This is a genomic window from Desulfosarcina variabilis str. Montpellier (assembly GCF_048565275.1).
Lineage (GTDB): Bacteria > Desulfobacterota > Desulfobacteria > Desulfobacterales > Desulfosarcinaceae > Desulfosarcina > Desulfosarcina variabilis.
Genome location: NZ_CP159846.1, coordinates 1,306,119 through 1,333,062, shown reverse-complemented (window position 1 = coordinate 1,333,062; position 26,944 = coordinate 1,306,119). Strand labels below are relative to the sequence as shown.

General features: G+C 51.2%; 24 protein-coding genes. 5 read left to right on the top strand and 19 right to left on the bottom strand.

Annotated elements, in window-relative coordinates; genetic code table 11:
• Positions 1-163 precede the first annotated feature (163 nt).
• Positions 164-2,068 (bottom strand): molecular chaperone DnaK, encoded by a 1,905-nt coding sequence (dnaK, locus tag Dvar_RS05885; RefSeq protein WP_419660773.1) that lies wholly within the window; start codon positions 2,066-2,068, stop codon positions 164-166.
• A 199-nt stretch (positions 2,069-2,267) separates the two neighbouring features.
• Between dnaK and Dvar_RS05880 the strand changes: the two genes are divergently transcribed.
• Positions 2,268-2,537: a hypothetical protein gene (locus tag Dvar_RS05880; protein ID WP_419660772.1), complete on the top strand. Its 270-nt coding sequence runs from the start codon at positions 2,268-2,270 to the stop codon at positions 2,535-2,537.
• Positions 2,534-2,809, top strand: coding sequence for a type II toxin-antitoxin system RelE/ParE family toxin (locus Dvar_RS05875; RefSeq protein WP_419660771.1), 276 nt, complete (start codon positions 2,534-2,536; stop codon positions 2,807-2,809). The genes Dvar_RS05880 and Dvar_RS05875 overlap by 4 nt, the downstream gene beginning before the upstream one ends.
• A 743-nt stretch (positions 2,810-3,552) precedes the next feature.
• Here Dvar_RS05875 and Dvar_RS05870 read toward each other — a convergent pair.
• The 15 genes from Dvar_RS05870 to Dvar_RS05800 form a co-directional block, all read right to left on the bottom strand.
• Entirely contained in the window at positions 3,553-3,825 is a 273-nt protein-coding gene (locus Dvar_RS05870; RefSeq protein WP_419660770.1) for an antitoxin Xre-like helix-turn-helix domain-containing protein, read from the bottom strand.
• An 87-nt stretch (positions 3,826-3,912) separates the two neighbouring features.
• Positions 3,913-4,818 (bottom strand): DUF1186 domain-containing protein, encoded by a 906-nt coding sequence (locus tag Dvar_RS05865; protein WP_419660769.1) that lies wholly within the window; start codon positions 4,816-4,818, stop codon positions 3,913-3,915.
• Between the two features lie 38 nt (positions 4,819-4,856).
• Positions 4,857-6,413 carry a class I adenylate-forming enzyme family protein gene (locus tag Dvar_RS05860; RefSeq protein WP_419660768.1) on the bottom strand — a complete coding sequence of 519 codons (1,557 nt, stop codon included), beginning with the start codon at positions 6,411-6,413 and terminating at the stop codon, positions 4,857-4,859.
• 96 nt (positions 6,414-6,509) lie between these two features.
• On the bottom strand, positions 6,510-8,000 hold the full coding sequence (locus Dvar_RS05855) for a B12-binding domain-containing radical SAM protein (RefSeq protein WP_419660767.1): 1,491 nt from the start codon (positions 7,998-8,000) through the stop codon (positions 6,510-6,512).
• A 184-nt stretch (positions 8,001-8,184) separates the two neighbouring features.
• The gene (locus Dvar_RS05850) at positions 8,185-8,964 is read right to left on the bottom strand and encodes a lysophospholipid acyltransferase family protein (RefSeq protein WP_419660766.1); all 780 of its coding nucleotides are present in this window, start codon (positions 8,962-8,964) and stop codon (positions 8,185-8,187) included.
• Positions 8,965-9,024: 60 nt separating this feature from the next.
• Positions 9,025-10,263 carry a beta-ketoacyl synthase N-terminal-like domain-containing protein gene (locus Dvar_RS05845; protein ID WP_419660765.1) on the bottom strand — a complete coding sequence of 413 codons (1,239 nt, stop codon included), beginning with the start codon at positions 10,261-10,263 and terminating at the stop codon, positions 9,025-9,027.
• A gap of 120 nt (positions 10,264-10,383) precedes the next feature.
• A complete protein-coding gene (locus Dvar_RS05840) occupies positions 10,384-10,644 on the bottom strand; it encodes a phosphopantetheine-binding protein (protein ID WP_419660764.1) in 261 nt (86 codons plus the stop codon).
• Between the two features lie 83 nt (positions 10,645-10,727).
• Positions 10,728-11,606 (bottom strand): lauroyl acyltransferase, encoded by an 879-nt coding sequence (locus Dvar_RS05835; protein WP_419660763.1) that lies wholly within the window; start codon positions 11,604-11,606, stop codon positions 10,728-10,730.
• A gap of 5 nt (positions 11,607-11,611) precedes the next feature.
• The gene (locus tag Dvar_RS05830; RefSeq protein ID WP_419660762.1) at positions 11,612-12,349 is read right to left on the bottom strand and encodes a glycosyltransferase family 2 protein; all 738 of its coding nucleotides are present in this window, start codon (positions 12,347-12,349) and stop codon (positions 11,612-11,614) included.
• Positions 12,346-12,759: a hypothetical protein gene (locus Dvar_RS05825; protein WP_419660761.1), complete on the bottom strand. Its 414-nt coding sequence runs from the start codon at positions 12,757-12,759 to the stop codon at positions 12,346-12,348. The genes Dvar_RS05830 and Dvar_RS05825 overlap by 4 nt, the downstream gene beginning before the upstream one ends.
• On the bottom strand, positions 12,749-13,051 hold the full coding sequence (locus Dvar_RS05820; RefSeq protein ID WP_419660760.1) for a TRL-like family protein: 303 nt from the start codon (positions 13,049-13,051) through the stop codon (positions 12,749-12,751). The genes Dvar_RS05825 and Dvar_RS05820 overlap by 11 nt, the downstream gene beginning before the upstream one ends.
• A 42-nt stretch (positions 13,052-13,093) precedes the next feature.
• On the bottom strand, positions 13,094-14,812 hold the full coding sequence (locus tag Dvar_RS05815; RefSeq protein WP_419660759.1) for a DegV family protein: 1,719 nt from the start codon (positions 14,810-14,812) through the stop codon (positions 13,094-13,096).
• A 1-nt stretch (position 14,813) separates the two neighbouring features.
• Positions 14,814-15,197, bottom strand: a complete 384-nt coding sequence (locus Dvar_RS05810; protein WP_419660758.1) for an acyl-CoA thioesterase — start codon at positions 15,195-15,197, stop codon at positions 14,814-14,816.
• Between the two features lie 312 nt (positions 15,198-15,509).
• A complete protein-coding gene (locus Dvar_RS05805) occupies positions 15,510-15,794 on the bottom strand; it encodes an antibiotic biosynthesis monooxygenase family protein (RefSeq protein ID WP_419660757.1) in 285 nt (94 codons plus the stop codon).
• An 18-nt stretch (positions 15,795-15,812) separates the two neighbouring features.
• Positions 15,813-16,589 carry an enoyl-CoA hydratase/isomerase family protein gene (locus Dvar_RS05800; protein WP_419660756.1) on the bottom strand — a complete coding sequence of 259 codons (777 nt, stop codon included), beginning with the start codon at positions 16,587-16,589 and terminating at the stop codon, positions 15,813-15,815.
• A gap of 555 nt (positions 16,590-17,144) precedes the next feature.
• On the opposite strand from Dvar_RS05800, the gene gatB reads away from it, so the two are divergent.
• Positions 17,145-18,572 carry an Asp-tRNA(Asn)/Glu-tRNA(Gln) amidotransferase subunit GatB gene (gatB, locus tag Dvar_RS05795; protein WP_419660755.1) on the top strand — a complete coding sequence of 476 codons (1,428 nt, stop codon included), beginning with the start codon at positions 17,145-17,147 and terminating at the stop codon, positions 18,570-18,572.
• Positions 18,573-18,735: 163 nt separating this feature from the next.
• Complete coding sequence (locus tag Dvar_RS05790) at positions 18,736-20,475, top strand: FG-GAP-like repeat-containing protein (RefSeq protein WP_419660754.1); 1,740 nt, start codon at positions 18,736-18,738, stop codon at positions 20,473-20,475.
• Positions 20,476-20,834: 359 nt separating this feature from the next.
• Here Dvar_RS05790 and Dvar_RS05785 read toward each other — a convergent pair whose 3' ends face one another.
• From Dvar_RS05785 to Dvar_RS05775, 3 genes are all read right to left on the bottom strand, one after another.
• Positions 20,835-21,926 (bottom strand): hypothetical protein, encoded by a 1,092-nt coding sequence (locus Dvar_RS05785; RefSeq protein ID WP_419660753.1) that lies wholly within the window; start codon positions 21,924-21,926, stop codon positions 20,835-20,837.
• Between the two features lie 679 nt (positions 21,927-22,605).
• The gene (locus Dvar_RS05780) at positions 22,606-24,612 is read right to left on the bottom strand and encodes a B12-binding domain-containing radical SAM protein (RefSeq protein WP_419660752.1); all 2,007 of its coding nucleotides are present in this window, start codon (positions 24,610-24,612) and stop codon (positions 22,606-22,608) included.
• Positions 24,593-25,045 carry a hypothetical protein gene (locus Dvar_RS05775; RefSeq protein ID WP_419660751.1) on the bottom strand — a complete coding sequence of 151 codons (453 nt, stop codon included), beginning with the start codon at positions 25,043-25,045 and terminating at the stop codon, positions 24,593-24,595. Before Dvar_RS05775 ends, Dvar_RS05780 begins: the two co-directional genes overlap by 20 nt.
• A gap of 461 nt (positions 25,046-25,506) precedes the next feature.
• Between Dvar_RS05775 and Dvar_RS05770 the strand changes: the two genes are divergently transcribed.
• Positions 25,507-26,826 carry a tyrosine-type recombinase/integrase gene (locus tag Dvar_RS05770; protein WP_419660750.1) on the top strand — a complete coding sequence of 440 codons (1,320 nt, stop codon included), beginning with the start codon at positions 25,507-25,509 and terminating at the stop codon, positions 26,824-26,826.
• Positions 26,827-26,944: the final 118 nt, after the last annotated feature.

The window sequence follows — 26,944 nt, the reverse complement described above, 5'->3', positions numbered from 1 at the left end:
GGAGAATTTCCAGATCGCTTAGCGCCTTTGTAAAAGCCTGGATCAGGCCCCATAACAAGGCGGGAATCGGCTTCGAAAGCGGAGCATACATTTTAGTATGTGAGCATTTCAAGCCGATTCCCAACGCCGTTAGGGGGGCTTAGACGGGCTTATACAAAGGCACTTAGGCCACTTCCTCGTATTCCGCATCAACCACATCCTCATTGGCCGATGCCTGACCGGCCCGGGCGTTATTGCCAGGAGCCTGTCCCGGCTGGGGACCTGCCTGCTGCTGATACATGGACTCAGCCAGCTTGTGAGATGCACGGGTGAGCACCTCGGTCAGTTGCCTGATCTGGGCCGCATCCTCACCCTTGAGGGCATTTTTCAGGTTGCTGATGGCATCGTCGATTTCCATGCGCACACCGCCATCCACATTGGCCCCCATTTCGTTCAGGGATTTCTCGGTCGAGTAAATCAGCGCGTCAGCGGCGTTTTTGGCCTCCACGAGTTCCTTCTTGCGCGTGTCCGCATCCGCGTGCAGTTCGGCATCCTTGACCAGCCGGTCGATCTCCTCCTTGGAAAGCCCGGAACTAGAGGTAATGCGGATACTCTGGGCCTTGCCCGTGGCCTGGTCCTTGGCCGAGACCTCCACAATGCCGTTGGCGTCGATGTCAAAGGTCACCTCGATCTGGGGCATGCCCCGCGGCGCCGGCGCAATCCCGGTCAACTCGAAACGGCCCAGGGTCTTGTTGTCGGCTGCCATTTCCCGCTCGCCCTGCAGCACATGCACGGTCACGGCCGGCTGATTGTCTTCGGCCGTAGAGAAGACCTGGCTCTGCCGGGTAGGGATGGTGGTGTTCTTCTGGATCAGCTTGGTCATCACCCCGCCCAGGGTCTCGATCCCCAGCGACAGCGGCGTGACGTCCAGGAGCAGCACATCGCTGACATCCCCTTCCAGCACCGCGCCCTGAATGGCCGCCCCCAGGGCCACCACTTCATCGGGGTTGACACTCCTGTTGGGGTCCTTGCCGAATATCTTTTTCACCCGTGCCTGAACCGCCGGCATGCGGGTCATGCCGCCCACGAGGATCACCTCGTTAATATCACCGGCCGAATAACCGGCATCTTTGAGGGCGGTCTGACAGGGCCCTTCCAGGCGATCCAGCAGATCATCCACGGTGGATTCCAGTTTGGCCCGCGTCAGTTTGATGTTCAGGTGCTTTGGACCGCTGGCGTCAGCGGTGACGAACGGCAGATTGACGTCCGTTTCCATGCTGCTGGACAGCTCCATCTTGGCCTTTTCGGCCGCCTCTTTGAGACGCTGCAGAGCCATCTTGTCACCGCGCAGGTCAATCCCCTGCTCACGCTTGAATTCATCGGCCAGGTAGTCGATCAGGCGCAGGTCGAAGTCTTCACCGCCCAGATGGGTATCGCCATTGGTGGCCTTGACTTCAAAGACCCCGTCACCAATATCCAGGATCGATATATCAAAGGTACCGCCGCCCAGGTCGAAGACCGCGATCTTCTCTTCTTTTTTCTTGTCCAGCCCGTAAGCCAGGGATGCCGCCGTTGGCTCGTTGATGATGCGCTTGACGTTCAATCCGGCAATCTTGCCTGCATCCTTGGTCGCTTGGCGCTGGCTGTCGTTGAAGTACGCCGGTACGGTAATGACCGCATCAGTGACCGTTTCTCCCAGGTACGCTTCAGCGGATTTTTTAAGGTCCGCGAGAATAAAGGAAGAGATTTCCGCCGGGCTGTGCTGGCGATCCTTGATGGCAATGCGCACGTCTCCGTTCTCGGCCTTGGTGATTTCATAGGGCAGATTCTTCTTGTCCGTCTGCACCTCGGTTGAGTCGTATTTGCGGCCGATCAGCCGTTTGACACCGAACACCGTATTTTCCGGGTTGGTCACCGCCTGCCGTTTGGCCACCTGGCCCACCAGCCGTTCTCCGCCCGTGGAAATAGCCACCATGGAAGGGGTTGTCCGTCCACCGTCAGCATTGGGTATCACCTTGGCGTCGCCGCTCTCCATGATGGAAACACATGAATTGGTTGTTCCAAGATCGATTCCGATAGTTTTGCTCATAGCTCTTTACCTCCTGTTTGTCGGGTACCGTGTGACACCCGTGGTTGTCTATGGGCAAACTTTAATTCCTATTTTGGTTGTGTCAATTTTTTTGCATTACTTTTTATAAATTTTTATTTTTGTAATATTAAATGGCAAATTGACACAAGGCGTCTAAGTGCTACAATGAGCTACAAACGGCTACAAACAGGAGGTATTCATGGGGAGTGAAATTATTCGAGGGCGTGTACCCGCCGAGGTAAAAAAAGCGTTTTTAGCAATTGCAGCAGACAAAGGACTGACTGAAAGTGCTGCCGTATCCCATTTGGTCCAACAATTTGTGGAAAAGGAACAGGAACGGAAAAAGCGGGACACGGAAACAATGGAAGCATTGACCGATATGGAAGCCGGATTGGTGGTTGACGGGGCCCGGGTCAAGGACTGGATCGCATCTTGGGGCAATGCGGATGAACTGGAGCACCCTCGGTGAATCTGATATTTACAGAGGCATCCCTAGCGGACTTGGAGCGGCTGAGAGCGTTTGTAGCAGCGTATCAGCCTGAAAAAGCGGCGCACATTGCTAAACAGATTCTGTCCATGATCGGAAAAATTGAATCCGCTCCCCAATTAGGCAAATGGCTATCCCACCTGCCAGGAGAGATAAGAGAAATGCACTTTGGGATGTATACTGTCAGATATGCAATCACGCAGGATGTACTATGCATTCTTCGGATTTGGCATCAACGGGAACACCGCGTGTAATTTCCTGTCTGCCTGCCTTGTTTGAGTAGGAAACGGCGTTGAAAACGCCTGATGTTCCGGGCAGCCCAGGGCCAACGTCAAAGTTGGCCCTCACTTGTTAGGCCGGCAAATTGCCGGCAGATGATTTGACTTACAAATGGGAAGGCCAACAATAGTCATCCGAACATATTGAACAATTTTATGGAATTTAGGGGAATTTCGCCACAAGAATCCTTTGCGAGACCGGGGCTCAGTTGGATAACTGAGAAACGTTGATTGGATATATACCGATCAGCCGTAAGGCCATATGCGGATTTGCTGCCATGTCCCGTAATGCACTGGCAATATTTTTGTACCCAATGAAGCGCAATATGCCAATGCCAAGATTACGCAAAGTGGCCATCACGCGCGGACCGGAGTTTCTGCGAACCTGCGACCGATCCTCATCGAAGGTAAAGTCACGAACATAATGGCTTCTATTTTCAATGCCCCAATGTCCGCGAGCAAGACAAAAAAGGCGATCTGGATTGGCCTTTGTGGGCGATAGACTGGTGATCAGGCTGACGGTTTCTTCGTGGACCTTGCCGGACTTGATTTCCTCCCTATACCATTTAAGGTGGGCGACTTGACCGCAATATTGTGATAAACTTCACCACTTATTTTGGACGGGATGACCGACCATAAAGATTTGAATAGTTTATCCGAGGAAATAGTCGCCTTAAAAACGACAGGTTATCAACGATAGTCTGTAGGTTTCAAACGAATTATTCAGCATGTTCCCCTCTGAAAATAGCCATATTGAAAACACGGACTATACGGTAAAGCCTTTCCAACTCTTCGAAACTAAGCCGCCCCTCGCGTTTCCGCCTGATAAGTGTGCTTTTTTTTATATTGATGATGTTGGATAGGCGGACATCCGGCACCTGTAAACATTCGGCCACTTCATCAAATATCTTGGCGCTCAAACCAGATTTGCACAGGGCAATGAGGTTTTGCGTAGTTACTGCTCCAAGCGATGACAGGCAAGCTTGTTCCATTGTTCATAACCTTTCAATCCAATGATTTTATTTGACATTTTTAAAATACCCAAATAAAACCAATGCATCAATGCTTACAACTTTTCATTAACGACGGTTTTTCTTTTTTGAAGCCTTGGCTTGTTTTCGTTTTTTCTTTTTGGCTTTCTTATTGGTTTTCTTTCTCTGGGGTTGACCAGAGGAACGTTTAGAATATCCAGGCAAAAAATCCTTTGTAATCCCAGGTGAAAATGAAAACGTTTTTCTTTCTTCATTGAAACAGGCCCACCAGGACATGGCAGCGTGAATATCATCCAAACCGTCCCGTTCCATATCAAATTTCAATCTCGCAAAGCACTTATCTTTACCAAATTTCAGAGCTTCTTCAAACTCACTGTAATGGATCATCCCGGGCGCTATTAACTCATCATCATAAGCCTGTTTGATTATCCCGATGATTTCTTCTGGATATAAATTATAGGCAGTTGTCGCCAGCAGCCCCCAGAAATCTGACATCCTATCTGCTTCTTCTCTGGTAAACAATGTTCCAAAGAATTCAATCACGGATTCCCTTGAGACATATCCTTTAAAAACAGCATATGCCAATGCGTTACAAGCAGATGCTCTACAGTAATCGTCGGCGTCTCTGTTATTAATTATGGATTTGATAAGTTCAATAGAACCATCACAGGTATTCAATAAAATGACGGGAAGGTTTGATGTTTTGATATCACCGAATATTTTATCCGTTAAATCACCTGGTAGACTGAACAGGTCAACGATAACTTTATGTGCCTTGGCTTCTTTAAAATGTCCGAGCAGCATCACTGCATAGATATGGTCATACAAATCTTCATTTTCAGCGTATTTTTCAGGGTTAGCAAGAACGTTTTCAAGTACTTTTATAAGATGCGGAGTGATTTCATCTTTAAGATTTATGGCTGCATCGACTTGTTCACGTTTATAGATACCATCAAATTTTTTGAATGATTCAAGTATTTCAGTAATAGTCAATTTTATACCCCCTTCAATTCGGCCTCAATGGATGGACACTAATGGTTGAACCGTTCCTTAAGCTTGCGATGCAGAATTTTACCGGTGGTCGTGCGCGGCATTTCATCGCTTTTAATGAAAATCACTTCTTTGGGGCGCTTGTAGCCGGCCAGTTTATCCTTGCAGCAGGCCTGTATCTCTGTCTCGGTGACCTTAGGGTCATCCACCCCCGCCTTGAGGGTCACCACGGCCACGATCTTTTCGCCCCACTTCTCGTCCGGCACCCCGATGCAGGCGCAGTCATACACGCATTCGTTGCTGCCCACAACCTCTTCCACCTCGCTGGGGTAGACGTTCTCCCCGCCGGTGATGATCATGTTGTCCTTGCGGTCTACGATATAGTAATATCCGTCGGCGTCCCGCATGCCCATGTCGCCGGCGGAAAACCACCCATCCCTGAACGAGGCAGCGGTTTTCTCGGGCAGTTTGTAGTATTCGTCAAACAGCGTGGGACCGCGCGAGTAGATCTCACCCACCTCACCGGTGGGGACCTCGTTGCCCTCATCATCCAGGATTTTGATGAAATCGGTTCCGAGCAGTTCCCGTCCAATGGAGCCGGTCTTGGCCATCTGGTCCTCGGGATTGAGCACCGTGACCGAACCGGCCTCGGTGGAGCCATAGCCCTCATAGAACTCGGCGTTGGGGAAAAATGCCATGATCTCACGTTTCATCTTGCGCCGCACCGGAGCCGACGAGCAAAGCAGCTTGCGGATGGAACCCACATCCCGGCTGCGGTGCGGCTCCTCCACGTTCAAAATCAGGTTGTAATGGGTCGGAATCAGCGAAACAAAGGTGATCCGCTCGGCCTCGATAATTCGCAGCAGATCCGGCGCACGAACACCCAGGGCCGGGTGGACATACACCGATCCACCGATATAAAGGAACATGAAGGTATAAAAGGTCGAGTTGATATGGCAAAGCGGCATGACATTCATGCAGTAATCGGTGTTGCCAAATCCCATATCCAGGCCGTTGGTCAGGTAAAAGGCGATGTGGGATTCGTGGGAGCGGATCACCCCTTTGGGGTGGCCCGTGGTACCGGAGGTGTACATCAGAATCCATGTGTCTTTGGGGGTCATGTGGTCTTCCGGCTCGGTGTCCGGCTGGCCGGCGATAAACTGCTCGTACTCCTTGTAACCGTCGGACTGGCCACCGGCGATCAGGTAATTTTGCACCGGGATCTGAGACAGGTTTTTTTTGATCGGATCGATAACGTTAGAGAGGTGTGCCTGCACCGCCAGGGCCTTGGCGTCGGCGTTGTTCACGATATATACGACCTCACTGCCGACCAGCCGGAAATTGATCGGCACGATGATGATGCCGGTTTTGGCCGTGGCCAGAAAAAGCTCCACCAGCTCGATGCAGTTGTCCATGAATACAGCGATTTTATCGCCTTTGGCCAATCCTAATCCCATCAGCCCGTGGGCCAATTGATTGACGCGTCGGTTGGTTTCAGCGTAGGTAAAACTACGTGCATGGTCCTTGAGCGCCAGTTTGTCGGCATAGTGTCTGGCGTTGACCTTCACCTGCTGTCCCAGATTCATCCATTGAGCCACAGCGTTCCTCCTTGTCTCGTCATTTGCATTGGTTAAGAGCGCTGCAAAATAACATATTACGTAAAAACTTGTCCACTGTGGTTCAAAGGTCCCAAATTAGATCTCATCCAGATCCGGAAAACGATTGACCGCCGCGCGGTCCTTGATGGCCTCTTCGAAGCGCCCCCGCCAGCCGAGTCGTTTCTGCTGCCGGGCCAGGATTTTTTTAAGCAGTGGTTTGAACACATACATCCAGATGGAAGTCCACAGGCGGCCCTGGGACCGGATGCGTTCGGAAGGGTTCCACCAGCCCATGACGTTTTCGTTGTGATACCAGAACAAATACTGCAGCTCATCAGACGAAAGTTTATGGGTGCGCACATTCGCCCACATCCCATTATAACGGGAGTAGTCATCCGGGTTGGTGACCAGTCCCTGGTCGAGCAACTCCTGACGGATGCCCGTTTTGGGGTAAGGCGTGAGTATCTGACAATAGGCGGTGTCCGCCCCGATGGATTTGAGGAACCGGTAATTTTCGATAATCTCTTCTTCTCCGTCGTTGGGAAAACCGAAAATCATTCCGCCGACAATCATGATGCCGTATTTGTGGCAAATCTCCACTGCTTTACGGGAGGCATTGATGATGTCACCTTTTTTGGCGGCCACCAGGTTCTTTTTGGATGCACTCTCAATACCCAGAAACATTGACCTGAAACCGGCCTCGGCCATTTTGGCTACCATCGGCTCATTGCGGGAGATGGTCACGCAATCGGCCTGCACCACCAAATTCAGATTTCGATATCCCTTGGCGATAATGGCATCGCACATCCTTATCACCCGGTCAGTGTCCAGCACCAGATTATCATCGGAAACGAAGATCCAGCGCGCCTTGCAATTGTAGTAGATGTCATCGATGTCGGCCAGGATGCGCGCGATGGGAAAAGGCCGGAAAGCCCTGCCGTACATATGCCGGATGCTGCAAAAATTGCAATTCCGGGTGCAGCCCCGGGACGTTTCCATCACTTCTATGTGTTGGTTCATGATGTGGTAGCCCCAGGTAAGGCGGCGCTCATCGCGGATGGGCAATTTCAGCCGTGACAAATCCAGCAGTTCGCCCTTGGGATTGTGTACAAAGCGTCCACCATCCTTGTAGGACAGGGAGGGAATATCCGCCAGTCGATCTTCCCCGCAAAGGGCGTTGACCAACCGCCGGAAGGATTCTTCGCCCTCTCCCCGAACCATGAAGTCAATGTCTCGGGCCTCCTGTGATTCGGCAATCTCCTCGGCCATGAGTGTGGCGTGGTAGCCGCCGATGGCAATACGTGCCTTGGGCAGGACCGTCTTGATCAGCCGGATGATCCTGACGCAAGTGGGATATTGCCAGGTCATGGTCGACAGCCCGACCAGATCGGGCTGAATGGCGGTCAGCCGGCGTACCAGGTGTTTTTTAATTCCTCGGCGTTGGCGGATCAGATCGACGACATACACATCGTGACCCTCATCGATGTTGCCACCGATACTGGCAATCCCAAGGCTGGGCATGTGAAATGCCGACTCGTGCATGATAACCGGCGCCACATCCGGCATGGAAAACAGTAAAATCTTCATTCACGCTCCAAATAAAAAACGATTCAAGGCCACGCAAGAGTAGGTGACCTCATCAAAAACATTCATTATTTAGCTGGTCGAAAAAAAACGCGGAAAAAGTTTTTTATTGAAAAAATGAAATACTGAAAAATAGTATAAATGATTTTCGTTAACTCGTCTCTTGGAAATCTGGCCGACGAATCCGTCATTGATTGCTTTGACGCATTTCCAGTATATTCTTCACCTTGGCCATCAACGCCCGTAAGGAAAAATCAGGATCATCATAGCAGGGTTCGAGGCGCGCCAGGTGTCTGGCGTAAATGGTGTTGGGTGATCCGGTATCAAACAGAAACCGGCCCGGCTTGAAAAGACGCGCGGTGCCTTCTAAATATAGCACATCAATCGGGGCGTTGCACAGCCTGGCAATTTTAAACGGCCCCGTGTTGAACGAACCGATACGTCCATCCCGGCTTCGGGTGCCTTCGGGAAACACCACCAGATTTCCTCCATCGTCCAGAAGCGTCGGCAGTTGTTCGATGCGTAACAACACCAGGTCAGCCAGTAACCGATCCGACGATGACGGCAGATAGCCGGAAAGCCGCAGCATCCAACCAAAAATGGGGATATGAAACAGACGTCGTTTGGCAATTGTCGTATGACGCGGGAAAAGAGAGAACAGCAGAATCGGATCCAAATAGGAAATATGATTGGCGACAACCACCGACCCACGGATGGCCTTGACAGCATCGTCAATCTGCCACCGACAGGCCGGCACCAATGCGCGCACAAGGGCAAAAAACCACCGGTAAAAACCGGAGTTCAGCCGCTGAAAGGACCGGGCCACATCCCGGGAAAAAATCCAGGCCAGGCAATAAAACGGGGCGAACAGGATCACGAACCCGATCGTTTCAAAGGCCCACAAGGTCACGGTGATCACGACGTCCTTGAAGAATTGGAGCCACTTGAGATGTGGAGCGGAGTTCATGATCATATCGATTGATTATCAAGCGATTGGCGAACCGCCACCGTGGGTTTTACGTTGCCGCTAATCGCTGAATTTTTTAATAAACAGACAGGTATTGACGCCACCGAATGCAAAATTCTGCACCGAGACGGTTTCAACGGGCACCTCAACCAGCTGGGTCGCATGCTTCAGCATGGCACAGCGCGGGTCTACCTCCTCAAGGTTGAGTGTGGGCGCGATGAACCCTTCGGCCATCTGAATCAGGGCGATAAAGGTTTCGATGGCTCCGCACGAGCCCATGGTATGCCCCATGTAACTTTTCAGCCCCGTGATCCATGGCCGATCACCGTAAACCGTCCCAATGGCCTGGGCTTCGATGACATCGCCCATTTTGGTGGCCGTGGCGTGGGCACTGATCCAGTCCACATCCTGGGCCTGGATCTGGGCATTTTCCAGCCCCGCCTCGATGGCCAGGGTAATCCCGTCGCGATTGGGCAGGATCAAATCACCGCCGTTGTTATAGCAGGAGAAACCGATCACTTCGCCCAGAATGGGGGCGCCCCGCTTACGGGCCATGTCCAGGTCTTCAAGCAATACGGCGCCGGCGCCCTCCCCCACCACCAGGCCGTCGCGCCGCCTGTCAAAAGGCCGTGGGGTAAGATGCGGGGTATCGTTGAAATCGGTTGAGCAGGCCAACAGGTTGTCAAACACGGCCACAGTGGTGGTATCATATTCGTCGGCCCCGCCGCACAGCATGGCGTCCTGGAGCCCATACTTCACGGCCTCGTATCCAAACCCGATGGACTGACTCGACGTGGTGCAGGCCGTGGAGGAACTGATCACCCGGCCCCTGATCCCAAACATCTTGGTGATGTTGACCGCGGTGGTGTGGACCATGGATTTGAGGTAATCCACCGCCCCCACATTGTTCAGTTTCGTGGCTTCATCACTAAAAAAGGTGCGATAGATATCCCGCTGCACCGTCGGGCTGCCGTGGGTCGATCCAAAGGCCACGCCAAGCCGGCCGCTACGAATGAATTCATCGGAAAGCCCCGATTCGGCAAGCACATCCTTGGCCACCTGACAGGCATAATAGGAAACCGGCCCCATGGTTTTACGGTCCCGCCGGGCAAACTCAAACACCGGTGGCTCTGCCACCGTACCAAACACCTTGCAGTGGATATGCTCCACCAGAAGCTCGTCGTCGCGCATGGGCATGACGCCGGAACGACCTTCGGTCAGATGCCTGATAATCTCAGACCGGGTGTTACCGATCGGGGTGATGGCCGACACACCGGTAATAACTACTCGTCGCGGCATAGTCTTATGCACCACAATACATATGAAATAATTTGGTTATCACCAGCACTACCATTTATCGATTGTTTTGGTAAAGCCGTATTTGGCATGGGATTGATCGTAAGAGCGGCTAAAAAATTGTCAATTCTTGCAATGATTTTTGTCCATGGCCATCACATATTTAACGATATCGTCAATGGTACGGATATCCATGGCGGCCTTTTTCTCGTCGCGCGTCAGCTGAACCCCTAATAGAAGCTCGATTTCCCTTAGCAGTTCGATGGCATCGATACTGTCAAACTCGTACACTTCACGCAAATCATCGTCTGTTTTCGGATCTTGGATCTCGAACTGATCTTCGAAAATATGGATGATTTTCTTTTCTATCTCATCTTTTGTCATTCGTATAATATCCTGTGCTCAAAATCAGTAAAACCGTTTTCTACTATAAAACAGTCCAGATTTCAAAGCCATAGCGAATATATTTAGTGTTCGTCCAAAAAGGGTTCAAAATGGTGCCATTGAAACGGATAGTTGCGCACCGCCGTTTCCAGCAGGTCGGCGTACTGCTGGGCGGCCCGGTTCATGGCCGCGTCCCGGTCGCTGCGATCGGCAGGCGATACAACAATGGGGGGGGAGGCCGAGAAATGATAATGGCTCGGCCCGGTTCGCAGGGCGAAAAAGACAAATAAGGGTGCCCCGGATGTCATGGAGAGCACATAGGGTGCAGCCGGCAACCGGATCTGTTGGCCCAAGAATCGTACGGGCAGCGTCCGCTGATCGGCCTGCCAGATACGATCGCCGGTGAGCGAAACCAGCCCCCCGCTGCGTAAAAAATGGATTCCCTCGACAATGTCCAGTGCCGACCCGCCGGATGCGTCCACGCCTTGAATCCGAATATTACTCTGGCGAACTGCCTCTTTTTGAAGATTTTCGATCTGCTCTTTTTGTTTGACGCCCATATAAAGCAACAATCTCAGCTCCGGCAGCGTCTTTTTCAGGAGCCTTGCCGCCACCTCCCAATTGCCCATGTGGGACATGAGCAGAATGCCGCCACTGCCTCCCATGGCGTCCCGCAACCTTTCCCATCCGTCAAAGTCACTGGTCAACGCCCCATCGTCGCCCAGCACCAATCGATCCCGGAATACGTGAGTAAAATCAATAAACTGCCGAAACGTGCACCACAGATGGTAAAACCAGTGTCTGTGGGGAAAAAGGGTCTGATAAAAGCGCAGGCCCACGCCGACCCGTCGGGGAAAAAAGAGAAAATAGCCGGTGGCGATGCCACCGGCGATCAGGCTGAAAAACCACAGTCCCAGGCATCGTGTCAATACGGTGAGGATACGATAAAAAATGGTTCTCATAAGGATCAGTGCAGACGGCGGTTTTGCATGCCCGGTGACCACAAGGCCGGGGTGAACACCCGTTTGATGATCAGGCGGCTGAATGTTTTAGAATTACGCAGAAAGTCGATAAAGGGCCTAAAGTGAGAAATCCGGGGCAATGTTGATCCGTATGCGGCGGAGATGGGTGCCTCCACGATGGGGATCCCCTGCCAGGCGGCTCGGACCAGCACCTCCACTTCAAACTGGTAGCGCCGGGCTGCGACCTTCAGGCCCAGGGTTTCTGAAATCGGATAAATACGAAAACCGCTCTGGGAATCCATCAGTCGCCCGCCACCTGCGGCCCATACCCAAAAATTGGAAAAGGCCCGTCCTTTGCGGCTGGTCCACGGTGCGTCATCCATTTGCCGCCGGCCAACCACAATGGCCCGCCGGTGGTCACCGATCGCCGCCATCAAACGCCGCGCATCAGCCGGATCATGCTGCCCGTCAGCATCCATGGTAATGGCATAATCGGCCATGTCGGCCGCCGCCCGCATGCCGGTGATCAAGGCCGCCCCTTTGCCCTGGTTAGCCGGATGGCAAAGCAGATGGATGCCGTCAAGATCGTCCAGCATACGGGCGGTGGTATCGGTGGAACCGTCATCAACGACAAATATGGGCCATCCCAGCATCCGCGCCTCCCGCACGACATCAGTGATACGTGATCCGTGGTTGTACGTGGGAATGATCACCGCGAAACGAACAGCGGAAGATCGATTCATTGGGCCGGCACGTCAACGTCAGATGGCGGGGGGCGGCTGGGCGGATCACCGTAAAGGTAGACCCGATGGGTTTTCCAGACCCCCAGGATGCTGAAAACCTCCTGATCGGCAAAATAAAGCGTTTCCACACCGTTCTGGAGCGCAATTTCGCCGATGGCATTGACACTCACCCGAGCGTACATACCGGCCCCGCTAATAGGCTCCTTGATCTCGACGACACGATCCGTATCCGGTGGTGTGTCCGGCACCGGCGTGGCGTTCAGATCCTCGGTGAGCGGCAGTTTCACGTTGGTGTACACCATGCCGATCAAGGGCCCCGTACCACAGCCGGTCAAACAACCGATCAGCATCATGGCCACGAGCATCACGGTCCATCGCCGGGTGACGAAAGCCGGGCTATCAGTCGCCATAAACCACCACCCGGTAGCGTGAATAAAGGCCAAACAAGACGGTGAACACTTCCTGATCCGCGTGTCGCATGGTGGTGATGCCCCCGTTTTTGGCAGCCGTGGCATAGCTGGCATCGCCCCAGGCAACCATCCACAATATGCTGCGGGCCTCGGCCACGCCGGACTTTTGTCCCAGGGTGGTTTGATCAAGATCCACATCCAGGGGCGTCTTGGTGTTCACATAGGCACAGCCGGACAGAGCCAGCAGGCCGATGGCCAGAGTCAGGACGACGAAGGGTCGAAAAACTTGCATAATAATCACTCCGCTATGAGTTGATCTTTCATGACAATTTTATTAACCGGACAGATCCGGACAAAACGCCACGCCCCATGTTCCCGGGCCAGTGTGTGCACCAGTGGTCAGGGAAAGGGGGGCAACCATGATTCGTGCATGGGGAAACTGATTTTCAAAGGCCGGCCGGATCTTTTCCGTGACCCGCGTTTGGTTATCGGTGTACTGCAGCAAAAAGGTCGGGTGATCCGTCCGGGAAAATCGCTTTTTCAAGTAATCCAGGGCAAATCCCACCTGCTGGGAAGCCTGGTGTACACTGCCGACCTTGACCGCCCCTTCGGGCCGAGGCGAAATAATCGGCTTGATACCCAATAAATTTCCAATAAAGCCTTTAGAACGGGAAAGCCGGCCCCCAGCGACCAGAAATTTGAGTTGATCCAAAAACAATAATTCCCCGCAGGCCTGAATGGCTGTTGCGGCAAAGCCCTTGACCGGAGCCATGGAATCCGCCGAGCGGGCATATTCAGCCACCAGGCGGACAATCAGGCCCAATCGTCCCGACGCCGCCCCGGTATCCATTATCGCGAAACGGTCGGGCTGGTCACAGGTTTCCCGCCACCTGCCGGCCGTGGCGACATTGCCGGTATACACCGATCCAACGGCCAGATATAAAACGTGGTCGTATCTTGCCAGGGCGCTCTCATAGGCCTGGCACCGCCCATACACCGAGGCTTGGGCTGTGGAAACCGGCCTACCGGCGTTCATGGCCGCGTACAGCCGGCTGGGGTCGGCAAGGGTTTCCGGAATCCTTGCGCCATCCACAATCAGATAGCTGTCGAGTAAAATGGCACCCAGGGCCTTGGCCTGGCTGCGATTCAATGATCCGGCCGCATCGGTCATCACCCGAACGGGTTGGTTTTGCCCCGCCCCCTGGCCAAGCGGTATATCAGCGGCCAGCGGGTCGGCCTGCCATGCCACCACCTGCCCCAGGCATGCCAACCGATCCCGGGTGCGCGCCTGATCAGTGGTGTGCAGATGAACACGCAAACGGTTGCCATCGGCAACCGTAACCACACTTTCGCCTAGCTCGGCGGTAATATCACCGGCCGCGAAATCCGATAATGGGGTCAGGATCGTGTTCACGCAATAGCCGCAAGGCCCATCGGTTTTGTTGTCAAACGCCACCTGCAACAATCCGTTGAAACGGCCGGTAACCGTTACCAGCCGCGCTTCATCGGCCAGCAAGCGTCGAAAAAAACCCTCAAAAAAAATGAACATCCCCAGGGCGCCGGCATCGACCACCCCGGCCGCCTTCAGCGTCGGCAATTGTTCCGGCGTTGATCGCACGGCCAGGTCAAGGATGTCGACCACCCGATCACCATCATCCTTTTGCGGTGTTGCCGGCCAAACGCGCAGCGCATCGTCCAGTACGTCGAAAAGGGTCAGCATGGTTCCAGGCTTGGGATCGGCCACAGCGCTCCAGGCGGCTGCCCTTCCCTTTGAAATCGCCGGGCCAAGTGGACCGTCGTCAACGGCCGGCAAAAACCCGGATAAAAAGGCGGCGCAGATATTGCCCGAGTTGCCGGTGGCCACCGAAACCAGCTGCCGGCACCAATTGGCCGTCGACCCATCGGCACTGATCAGCGGGGCCAGGCTGATTTTCAGGTTGCGCCCCGTATCCCCATCGGCTACGGGAAAAACATTGATCTCATCCAGTAGATCAGCCCAGGCAGCCACCCGCTCACTACCGGCCACAAGCGCCGCGGCAAGGTGTGCTTGCATGTCAGAATCCCAGGGCCCGGGTGATTTCCGCCGGGATCTCGAACTCCAGAGCCATGTCCGGCAGTTTGACGGCCACCTGTTCTCCGGTGCCCCGGGTGCAGATCTCACCGTTTTCCGGACGAATGATATCGAAATTCATGGTAATTTTGTAGCGCGCCTCGGTCACCGTGGCACGACAGATAAACCGATCTTCAAACCTGAGCGGCAAGATATGCTTGATGGATGACCGCGTTAAGGGAAACACCAACTGGCGGTCCGTCATGTACTTGTACAGATCAATCCCCACCGAGCTGAACAAACCGAAACGGGCCACGTCAAAGTATTTAAAGTAATTTCCGTGCCAGACCACCTGCATGGGGTCCAGATCGTGGAACGGCACTTTCATTTCAACATCGTAAGTTACTGTCATTATTTTTGATGCCAAACTTTCCAATCAAACGGCTGATCGCTTAATTTAGGGTCCTTTTACAGCTCAAATCACAGGTTACTTGAGTCAAGACAACTTATAATAGAACTGTTTTTAAAAGAAATTGCATTCCAGGGCAATAGTTTTGCGATTCTCAAGCAATCCGATCAATTCCTGCATCACCCCACTGTGCACCACAAAGCGGCTGGTCTTCCAGCAGCACTGCTGGCATCAAATACGGACGGCGACTGTTTACGAGTTCATCAAATACTGAAAGTTAAAGGGCGACGGCTACTCGTATTCATAGATCTCATATTGAGTCTGGGAATTCTGTAGCTGATCGATTTTTTCCTGAATCTGGGTGCGCGCATCGCTCTCGTACCACGCATTCCAGTAAAAATGGGATTGCCACTTGGAAATCACCAGAATCTCACCGGGTGCATCGATGCGTTTCAGCGTTTCACTGGACAGATAGCCGGTCTGGCCAATAATGGCCGACCGCAGCTGATTGATCAGCGCGATCAACGCATCGTGTTGATCATCAGGTACCTTTCGTCGAATCAGCACTTTTATCATTTGCAAATCTCCTTATGGTCATTTTTCCTGCCACTGCGGCTTGCGCTTTTCCAAAAATGCCGAGACCCCCTCCTTTGCATCGGCAGTGGAACAAAGCCGCGCAAACGCTTCATTCATGTGGGCAAAGGCTTTCTCGTATTCCAGATCAGCCGCCGCATAAAAAGCCGATTTTGCAATCTGGACGGCAACGGGGCTTTTGGCGGCCAAAATTGATGCCCAGTGGCGGGTTTCAGCCTCCAGATCGTCAGCCGCAACAATTTTGTTGATCAGCCCCATTTCAAGTGCCATGGGTGCCTTGATCAACTCACCGTAGAGCAAAAGTTCCATGGCGCGTTTACGCCCCACCGACCTGGATACCGGAATCACCGGCCCCACGCAATTGAGCCCCACGTTAATGGCCGTCAACCCCATTTTTGCATTCTCGGCCATCACAGCCAAGTCTGCGGCAGCCACCAAGCCCGCACCATTGGCCGCAGCCACGCCGTGCACCTGGGCAATGACCGGCTTTTTTAACCGGCTGATGGTTACCAAAGGGGTTTCCATACACTCGATCCATTCCCGATATTCCATGGTACTCTTATCAAAAAAATCACCCACGTCGATTCCCGCGCAAAAGGCCTTACCAGCCCCCTTGACAATGATGACCCGCACCGCCGAATCAGCGTCCAACTCAAGCAATGCGCGGTTTAATTCCGAGGCCAGGTCCAATGTAAAGGTGTTGAGACTATCCGGTCGGTTGAGCGAAATTTCAGCGATGTGATTGTCCAGCGTGGCAACGATGACAGAATCAGCCATTCCAGTCCTCCTTACGAGTAATGATGAAGTTGAACGAAGGTGGCGCAAACAAGTATAATGGAGGCGTGGCGTCATGCGTCGGTTTGCCCCCATTGGCTTAGAGCCTGTTTGAGAAGTCTGGATCAGGCCCGATAACAAGGCGGAAAGTGGCTCAAAAGCGGAGCATATATGTAATATGTGAGCATTTTGAGACACTTTCCAACGCCGTTAGCGGGCCTTAGACGGATTTACCAAACAGGCTCTTAGATCCTCTAACGGCGTTTGAACGGAAGATATTTATCATAGCGCATCACCTTGTGAAGTGCAATGGCCTGACTGGTCGGTAACAGGGTAACCGCATTAATAGGATAAGTCCCCATGCGGTTACCTTAAGCTGGCAGATGCCCACCTTTACAATCCCTACGGTTGGTGATATTGCTTGCGTTTATAGTAAAAATGGATAGGCTAAAGGAGATTTTTATGAAGCTACCTTTGCCGAGTAATAGACAACCCCGATGGAAAGTGAAAACGCATTCCATTAAAAAACCCGTCTAATGGCGATATGGAAGATGACAGATGGAATTCACCCCCGTTATCGGCCTTGAAGTGCATGCGCAACTGAAAACCAAAACCAAAATTTTTTGCAGCTGTTCAACGGCATTCGGCGCGCCTCCCAATACCCATACCTGTCCGGTATGCCTGGGGATGCCCGGCGTACTGCCGGTTCTGAATAAAAAGGTGGTGGACTACACCATCAAAATGGCCCTGGCAACCAACTGCACGGTCCAGCCGGAAAGCCGGTTTGCCCGAAAAAATTACTTTTACCCCGATTTGCCCAAAGGCTATCAGATTTCCCAATACGAACTGCCCATTGCCACAGGCGGTTATCTTGACATTGAAACCGGCGGCCAAACCCAGCGCATTGGCATCACCCGCATTCACATGGAAGAAGATGCTGGTAAACTGATCCACGACCCGGACCGCCCCATCAGCCGTGTGGACTTGAACCGCACCGGCACCCCGCTAATGGAAATTGTCAGTGAGCCGGATATCCGCAGCCCTGAAGTGGCCGGCGAATATCTGCGTCAACTACGGACCATTTTGCGCTACCTGGATATTAGTGACGGAAACATGGAAGAAGGTAGTTTTCGCTGCGATGCCAATGTTTCCATTATGCCTTTGGGATCAACCACATTTGGAACGCGCACCGAAGTAAAAAATCTTAATTCGTTCAAGCATGTGGAAAAGGCACTGTACTACGAAATCGCCCGCCAAAAGGAACTGCTGCTCGACGGCGGCCAGGTGGTTCAGGAAACGCGTCTGTGGCAGCCGGACAAAGGTCAGACCGTATCCATGCGGGGCAAGGAGGACGCCCACGACTACCGCTATTTTCCCGATCCAGACCTTTTGCCGCTGGTCATCGACGACGCGTGGATCGAGCGCATGCGTTCGGACATGCCTGAATTGCCGGCCCAACGCAAAGCCCGGTATATCAGTGATTATGAACTACCCTCGGCCGATGCAACAGTTTTGACCGGCAGCCGAGAGCTTTCCGACTATTTCGAGGCCTGCCTGTCCGCCTTTGATCAACCCAAGACCGTGGCCAACTGGATCATGGGCGATCTGCTGGGACTGCTCAATGCCAAAGGCCTGGACATCGATCAATCACCGGTTTCTCCGGATGACCTGGCAGGGCTTTTGAAACTGCTCGGCGACGATGTGATCAGCGGGAAAATTGCCAAGACCGTTTTCGAAACCATGGCCGAGACCGGCAAATCCGCCAAGGTGATTGTAGAAGAAAAAGGGCTGGTGCAGGTTTCCGACACATCGGCCATCGACCCCATTGTGGATGCCATCATAGCCGATCATCCCGATGAAGTCGGCCGCTATCGTGGCGGTCAGAAAAAGCTGATGGGCTTTTTCGTCGGCCAGGTCATGAAAGCCACCAAGGGCAAGGCCAACCCGAAGGTGGTCAATGAAATTTTGCGAAATAAATTGGGTTAACTGTTGGATTATGGGCATAACGCTTAATAAAGAATGATAAATCACAATATCCAAATAGTTACTGTAAATCTTTCTGGTTTGAAATTTCGATATTGTAAATTGGAATTTATTTGTAATTTGGATATTGTAATTTGTAATTTCCACACATATACAGGAGCACCCATTGAAAAAGCATCCTTGCAGCCTGTCCCATAAGACCATATTTATGCTTTTTGCTCTGCTGATTTTCTGCAACACCGTTCCAGCGCTGGCAGCGCCGACCCGGGTGGCCATCATTCCCTTTGAGATGCACGCTGAAAAAGATTTGACCTTCCTCCAGGAAGGCATCATGGACATGCTGAGCTCACGCATTGCATACAGGGACCAGGTCCAAGTGATCAGCAAACCTGAAACCCGATCGGCCTTGGCATCGGTTGAGGAGGGGCTCGAAGGAGAAAACCGTGCCCTGCAGGTCGGCGGCAAGCTTAAAGCCGATTATGTGCTGTTCGGCAGTATTACCATGTTTGGCGAAAGTGTGAGCATTGATGCCAAAATGATGGATGTAAGCGGCCAGCAATCACTATTACCATTTTTTGCACAAACCCGTGGGATGGGCGACGTCATTCCCCAAATCAACCAGTTTGCCGCCAATATCAATGAAACGGTTTTCGGCCGCAGTGCGCCTCAGCGCGCCACCGTGGCCGCACCGTCTGTAAAAAGCGCCCCGTCAACACCGGTTCAGCCAGCACCGGTTGTCGATCCGCGCATGCATCCTGAAAAACTGTTGCAGTCAAAAGGTGCACGGGCAACGCCGACTCAAACGACAGTTCAGCCCGCGGCTGAACCTCAACAGCCACCAAATCCGGCATTCAAGGCCGCCACGCCTGCGGCGAGCACAAATGATAGCACGCCTACATACTGGAAAAGTCGCAGTTTCAAGGCGCTGATCAATGGCCTTGCCATTGCCGATGTGGACAATGACGGACGCCAGGAGACCGTAATCGCCTCCGACAAAAGCCTCTCCATTTACCGTTTGGAAAAAGGCCGGTTGATAAAGGTCGCTGAAACTGCAGAGACTCGCACTAGCTTTTATGTTGGCGTTGATGCGGCTGATATCAATGGAAATGGCACCCCCGAAATTTATGTCTCGAGTTTGGGTGCCAAAAAAGCCAATGTGGATTCCTTTGTAATGGAATTCGATGGGACAGACTATAAAACCATCCACGGCAGGACGAACTGGTTCTATCGCGTGGCAAAAACCGTGGATCGAGGCATTATTTTAATGGGGCAACGGATGCGCTCTGCCGAAGATTCAATTTTCTACAACCCGATTCAGGAAATGCGATGGCAAGGGAATGATCTGGTTCCTGCCGTCCAAATGCTAAAAGGTAACAAAGCCAACCTGATCGGTGCGAATTATGGCGATGTTACGGAATCCGGGCAAAGCATGATGATCGCTTACTCTGAGTCGGATCATTTACGGATATACAACGCCACAGGAGACCAAATTTGGGAGGATTCCGAGCGGACCGGCGGGAATATGGCTTACTTTAGTCTCCCAAAAGTGGAACCAGGACACGACAATAAGCAATTTTTCCCTTTGAGGGTACAGATTGCAGACACTGACCGAAACGGGAAGCCGGAGGTTCTCGTTGCTTTTCACAAAGAACTCGCCAGAAATATGCTTAAAAATTTCAGGAAATTTAGCAAGGCGGTAATTGAATGCAAAGAGTGGAACGGCTTGTCTCTCGAGTCTAAATGGAAGACTCAAGAATTCGATGGACGCGCCAGTGATTTTGTCTTAGGTGACGTCGATAATGATGGAATGGATGAGCTGGTTGTTGCTGTCATCGCCAAAGAAGGATCAATGATACTGACCGATGCAGCGAGCAGAATCATCGCTTTTGACCTTTATGCACAATAAAATTTGACGTTAAGCGGACTGATTTCATAAATTATTTAAACAGCCCCCAACTCAAATCACTTCAATAAGGGGCTGTTTTTTTTGCTCGTCCTATGATGAAGGATGAAGCGCCGGCCGCTGGTTTCCTATACCGCACAGCTAAGAATCGGGGATGACATCTGTTTCAGCTTGGCAGCATCGCGCAAACAATTGTATCTTATCGATTTATATATAGAATCTAACCAAATTGAGCTTTGTGGAAAACCGCATTTTGTTAAGCCATGCCAGCAGATCCCATCTACCGACAAAAAAACCCGGGGCAATCGCCCCGGGTTTTTATCAGAATATTTCTATCGTCTTCTATCTACGTTAGCAAATGACTAGAAGTTGATCTGCCATTTGGCGCCCCAGTAGAAGGTTTCGGGCTCAGTCGTGGTAACATCGTCAGATGTGGTAATCATGCCAATTTCCGGAACGATAAAGAAGTTGGGAGCGATGTTAACTTGGCAGTTCAGGTAGTATTGGTCGCCTTCTTCGGTATTGTTGGAATTGTCGATTTCGCTCTCTTCATGCCCGTAACCGACTTCGACAGTGAACATTTCGGAAATATTGAATCCCAAAACAGCCAAGTAACCCAATCCGTCCACGTCATTGGTGTCGCTTCTACCGGCAATGAGGTCGGCTTCGTTATCAAATCCACCCCGAGCATTGTAAATGCCATAGTTGCCCAGGTTCTGCCCCATATGGCCGGCCAGGTTGAAGAAAACCGGACCCAATGTTAATCCGCCACCGATTTCCACTACATAAGAATCAATGTCGTATTCGTAGGCTCCGCCATCCAGGGAATAGGTCTGATAACCTGCAGCGGCTTCAGCAAAGAACATATCGGTTTTAAACTTGTAACCAATTTCGATCTTTGGCAGGTCTACGTCCGTATCATAATTTGTGGCAGCCGTGGTGGTAACTACGCCTGTCGTCGTATCAGCTACAACCGATTCAGCAGTAAGCTCGTAATCGACCACATTCGGCTGAATAAAGGCCAGTTTGAATCCGGCAATGGACCACTGGATCATCGGTAGACGGCCAACGTAGAACTGACCAAAGCCCAGCAGGTCGCCGTCATCAGCATATACACTGTTCGAGTAGAACTGGGTGCTGGTAGGGGTGTAGGTCTGGCCAAGCAGCAATTCGCTGCCGCCGAAACTATAGGTACCATAAAGTTTACGTTTGCCGAAGCTATCGCTCATCTCGAACGCGCCACCGATCTGATCATTAAACTTGACGGTAGCGCCGATACGGCTGTTGCCCTGCTGTGTCCATGTGGTATCCGTGTCACTGTCTTGACCCGGCACATCCTCATCAACATCAACGCGGAAGGTTGTCATACGAGCACTACCATAAAAATCCCACTCGGCTGCCATTACCGGAGCGGCAAGGCACAATACGGCAAAGATAATAAACAGTTTTTTCATCTTAATTTCCTCCTTAACGAAATTAATCAGGACTTCTTTACTGCAACCTAATAACCTAATAATTCTGCTAATTTTCATCTTGTACAACAGGTACTGCGAACTGCTTTTTCACCACCTCCTTTGCATGGAAATTTATTTTACAGCTCCAGGATAATAGCGAAGGTAGGATACCCTGGAACGATAAAATCGTTGGGTAATTCGGTGGTCTTTCTAAAAAAGAGCAATTGACTCGCTTGTCAACTCCCTTAAATAGTAGAAAAAAAATTCGCTTAATACATATAAACCTAATAATTTATGGATTTTCTACCAATGGCCGGCACCCCTGTCAAGAACTTTTCTCTTTCCTCAGAAGTAATACATTCCGTTTGATGAAAATTCGAGATATTCAACCACACGCTTAAGATTTTAATATAACATCGTTTTTTTGTTTTTCCCGAAATCTATTAGGTCGGTTTTTCTCCCAAATCCAACAAGTAGTATTCAAATAAATATTTCTATATTCAATTATGCATAATTACCATTAATGATATTTTTCGGGGTAAAGGACCGTTACTACCCTGTTAAGACCCGGGAAAAGTTATATTATACTATAATTTCAGCATATTGATATCAAACTAGTCCATCAAGCGATTGTTTGCGCCGGTCAACGAAACGGGTTAATACGGCAAGCACACAATCTTCATTTCACCATTATCGTCGATTGATCCGGCTGGTGAAAAAAATGTCGGAATTTCGAGTAAGGGTAAGAAAAGCCAATCGCGGCGGATACAAAGGCCCGCCGATCTTCGGGATTCAATGGATATTGATGGCCTGGCCCCATGTGGGTATCCGAGTATGTCAGCGTTATTTTCCCCGATGACAACTCGGCATTTTCAAAAAAATAATTGTGCCAGTTGAATCCACAGTCAACGATTTTGCCTTTCTTGGGATCGTAATCGGGGGTAAGCATGATTTCCTGCTGATAATGAAAAAGATCCTGAAGCGTTTCAGACATGGGAATCCCCATGCCTGACAGAAACTCAGCCACCGAATGGTAAAACGACTGTCTGACTTCACAGAGACTTAACCATAACCAGCCCCACAAGGCCCAGCCTCTGCGGGTCGGATGATAATCCCGCAGCAGGGTTAGCATATCCGACTGGGTCAGGATTCGGTTGACCTGGGGCATGTCCGGATCCGCATGGTAATCATCGATGAGCGTCTTTAAGCGTTGAAACGCTGCGCCGGCGCCTTGGGGAGTATTCAGAAAATATTTTAGAAGCCCATCATAAAACCGCCGATAGGTAAGCAGCCCTTCGCGATGCAGGTAGATGGCGATAAATCGCGTATAGGCCCCATTATGCAACGCCTGCACCATTTCGGCAAATAGCAGGCAATATGCCCAGTCTTCATAGGGCATCGTATTTGTGCCGAACACCAACTCCACGAATTCACGTTCGATACCTTTATCGGTCAACCGGATCGGTTTGAATCGTGTCTTTAGACCGTGGCGCCGCCGCATGGCGGGTTGGCTCAATGGGGCATTGGGGAGCAGTGCCAGTTCGAACACACGGATGTCATCGTGCATCCCAATTTCCAGAAGGCTGCTGATGCCGTTGATAAAAGACTCGCGGGTCTCCCGCGGCAGCCCCAAAATAAGTTCTGTGTAGGTTGGGATATGATGGTACTGGTATCGTTTTTTCAGGTGTGCGTAAACGCTGATGTCCACATGCGGACGGGCCACCGCGTCAAGGACGGATTCATCCACACTTTGCATTGACAAGGTGGTGCCCCACAGCATGTCGTTTTCGACCAATAAACGGCTGATGGCAAATACCGTTGCATTGGATGTCTTGGCAAATTGTATCCGAACCCGTTTGGGAAATCCGGTTCGGCTATGCGCGTCGACCAACAGGGTGGCGATGTCCAAATCGCGCTTGAAAAAACCGAAATTGGAGTCGGTGACATAGATATCCTCGACGCCTTTGGCCGCCATCGTGTCGATTTCCCGCGCCACCCTTTGCATGGAATGCAGGCGAACCTTGTTTTTTGTACGCACCCCCCAATCACAAAAGCAGCAGCCAAACGGGCATCCCCGGTTGGTTTCCCACAACGCGATGCGGTTGCCGTTATCTGCGCCGAGAAATGCATCCAGATTTCCGTTCAGATAGGGACTGGGAACCGGCAGCGTTTTGCCCAAGCGCTCCCCCTTTGGCGTAAACACGGGATTGCCCGCCTGGTTGAACGAAATGCCTTTCAATCGGGTAAAATCGGGTTCTCGGACCAAAAGTTCACGAAGGAGCATGGCAAAGGGGATTTCCCCCTCACCGTGAACGAGAATATCCACAAAGGGAAACTGTGAAAAAAAGTCAGCGACATGATCCGGGACATGGGGCCCCCCGCAAACCACCAAACAATCCGGGTAGCTTGCCTTGACATGCCGGGCCACCGCCATGTGCTGATTACGGTTCCAGACATAACAGGACAGACATAAAATGTTGGGATCCTTGATTTTAGAAACAAGCGCATCGACGGGTTCCGGATCGGTCAGCGGAGGATGCCAGCGATATGCCGAAGCGATTGCGGGGTCCTGCTCGGCAAAACTCTTCAATAGGCCGTAGGCATAAGGGACGAACGAAATCATGTTGATGCTGAGAAAAAAGATCGATTTCATCGGCTTTTTCACATTACCACATAGGCTGGTCATCGTTCTCCGGATTGGCAAAGAGGATTTGAACGGTTTGCGCTTGTTGGTCGACGCGTACTGTATAATTATACACATTCGAGTACCAGACCCCAATCTTTTTCCCATCGGGGCCCATGATGACAGCCCCATAAGGATCAACCCGCACCTTCTGAAAAATGTTCCCGCTCATTTTCCGGAGCTGATCCGCATCAGGTTGGATGGGGATCCAATACCGTGACGGCACGCTGTACTTACGATCAATGCCGATGATGGCATAGGGGATGTTTTCTCTTCCCGAATAGTAGTACTGAAAATCCGGCTGAATAACACCGGTTTGGAAATCCCGCGCGACCTCGGAAGCGACGGATAAACGGCCATAATTTGTCGTGCAAGCGGCCGACACCAGTATGGTTATTAAAACAGCAACGACTGTTATTGTTTTATGCAGACGCATGATACTCCCTCCATTCATATCGTTTGTCATACAATCCATGCAACCACTATAATCATGAATAGGCACGCAAACAATCGCCCGTGGGGAATCGTCACCACCGTAGGACGTACAAGAAGGCGCATTAAACTGGATGGGTAAAGATAATGGATATAAAAAAAGGGGCCACAAATCGTTGATTTGTAACCCCTTGATTTCGTTTTGGCTGAGGGACAAGGATTCGAACCTTGATTGACGGAGTCAGAGTCCGCAAAACTGGCAGTGTGACGTATGTTGAAAGGTGTCGAAGAGTGTTGGTAAAAAAAATATTATTACCAATAAAATCTTTATATTATCACATTTTATGGGTTAATTCTCATTTTATTTATGTTGAAAGATGTTGAGAGATCTTGACAATTATTGATGAAATTTGCTTACATTGTGCTTACACGATAACCTTCGGATCATGAAATCAAGGGGGCAATATGGCCCGTGTTAAGCTGACGGCCGGTCGGGTGCAAGATTTTCAAGTTGCTGAAGGTGCAAAACAAACTTTCCTTTGGGACTCTGAAGTGCCTGGCCTGGGTGTCAGGGCCACGAAAAACTCAAAAGTCTATATTTTCCAAGGTCGGCTTTTTTCTGGTTCGACGATACGACTCAAAATTGGTGATGTTAGAACATGGGCCATTGACAGCAACGACCCCGAAGTGCCAGGAGCGCGCCAAGAAGCCCGACGCCTGCAGGCAATGCTTGATCAAGGAATCGACCCTAGAGAGGAAAAAATCAAGCGTTTGGCCGAGCATGTGGCAAAACAGGCTGAAGCCACCCGCCAGGAGGTGACCGTTGCCGAGGCTTGGGACGAATATATTGATGACCGCAAAGGTAAATGGAGCGCCCGCCACCTCAGAGACCACCAGGTCCTTTCGCAAAAAGGTGGCCAAGATGCCAAGCGTGGTAAAAATAAAAAGATCAAACCAGGCCCCCTGGCACAGTTGATGACCTTGAAATTGAATGAATTGACGCCCGAAAATATCGAATCCTGGTTAAAAAAAGAATCGCCCAAACATCCGGCCCGTACCCGCCTATCATTCAACCTACTTCGGACCTTTATTAATTGGTGCAACGTCCATCCTGATTACAAGGGGCTGGCGTCACCGGATGCCTGTAGCCCGCGAATTAAAAACGAATATGTCCCAAAACAGGAACCACGAAACGATTGCCTTCAACGTGAACAGCTAAAGGTATGGTTCAAAGCCGTCCGCGATTATAAAAACCCCATCATATCGGCATACCTTCAAACATTGCTATTAACCGGCGCTCGCCGTAATGAGCTGGCAACTTTAAGGTGGGACGATGTCGACTTTAAATGGCAATCCCTTACCATCCATGACAAGGTCGAAGGTGAGCGAACCATCCCATTAACACCATATGTGTCCGCCCTGCTCAATCCCTTACCGCGGCAAAATGAGTGGGTGTTTTCGAGCCCCAAGGCCAAGTCTGGAAGGATCGAGGAACCTCGACGAACGCACAACCTTTGCCTTGCCAAGGCCGGAATTGATCGGCTGACCGTCCATGGGCTGCGTCGGTCATTTGGTACACTTTCCGAGTGGGTTGAGGTGCCAGTTGGTATCGTCGCTCAGATAATGGGCCATAAGCCATCGGTAATCGCCGAGAAACATTACCGGCGCCGGCCGCTGGACCTGTTAAGGCTATGGCATGAAAAAATCGAAAAATGGATACTTGAGCAAGCCGGCATTCCTCAACCTTTTGCCGAGGAACCCGAACTGAAATTGGTAAAATCGTAGATTTTAAAAGGGTCCATCCCGACCCACCTATCCTATTCCACCTCACTCACCAAAAAAAAATTATAACAAAAACTTGTATTCCGAGATTTTTTTTTAAAATTTATTTCCTGTAATTTCA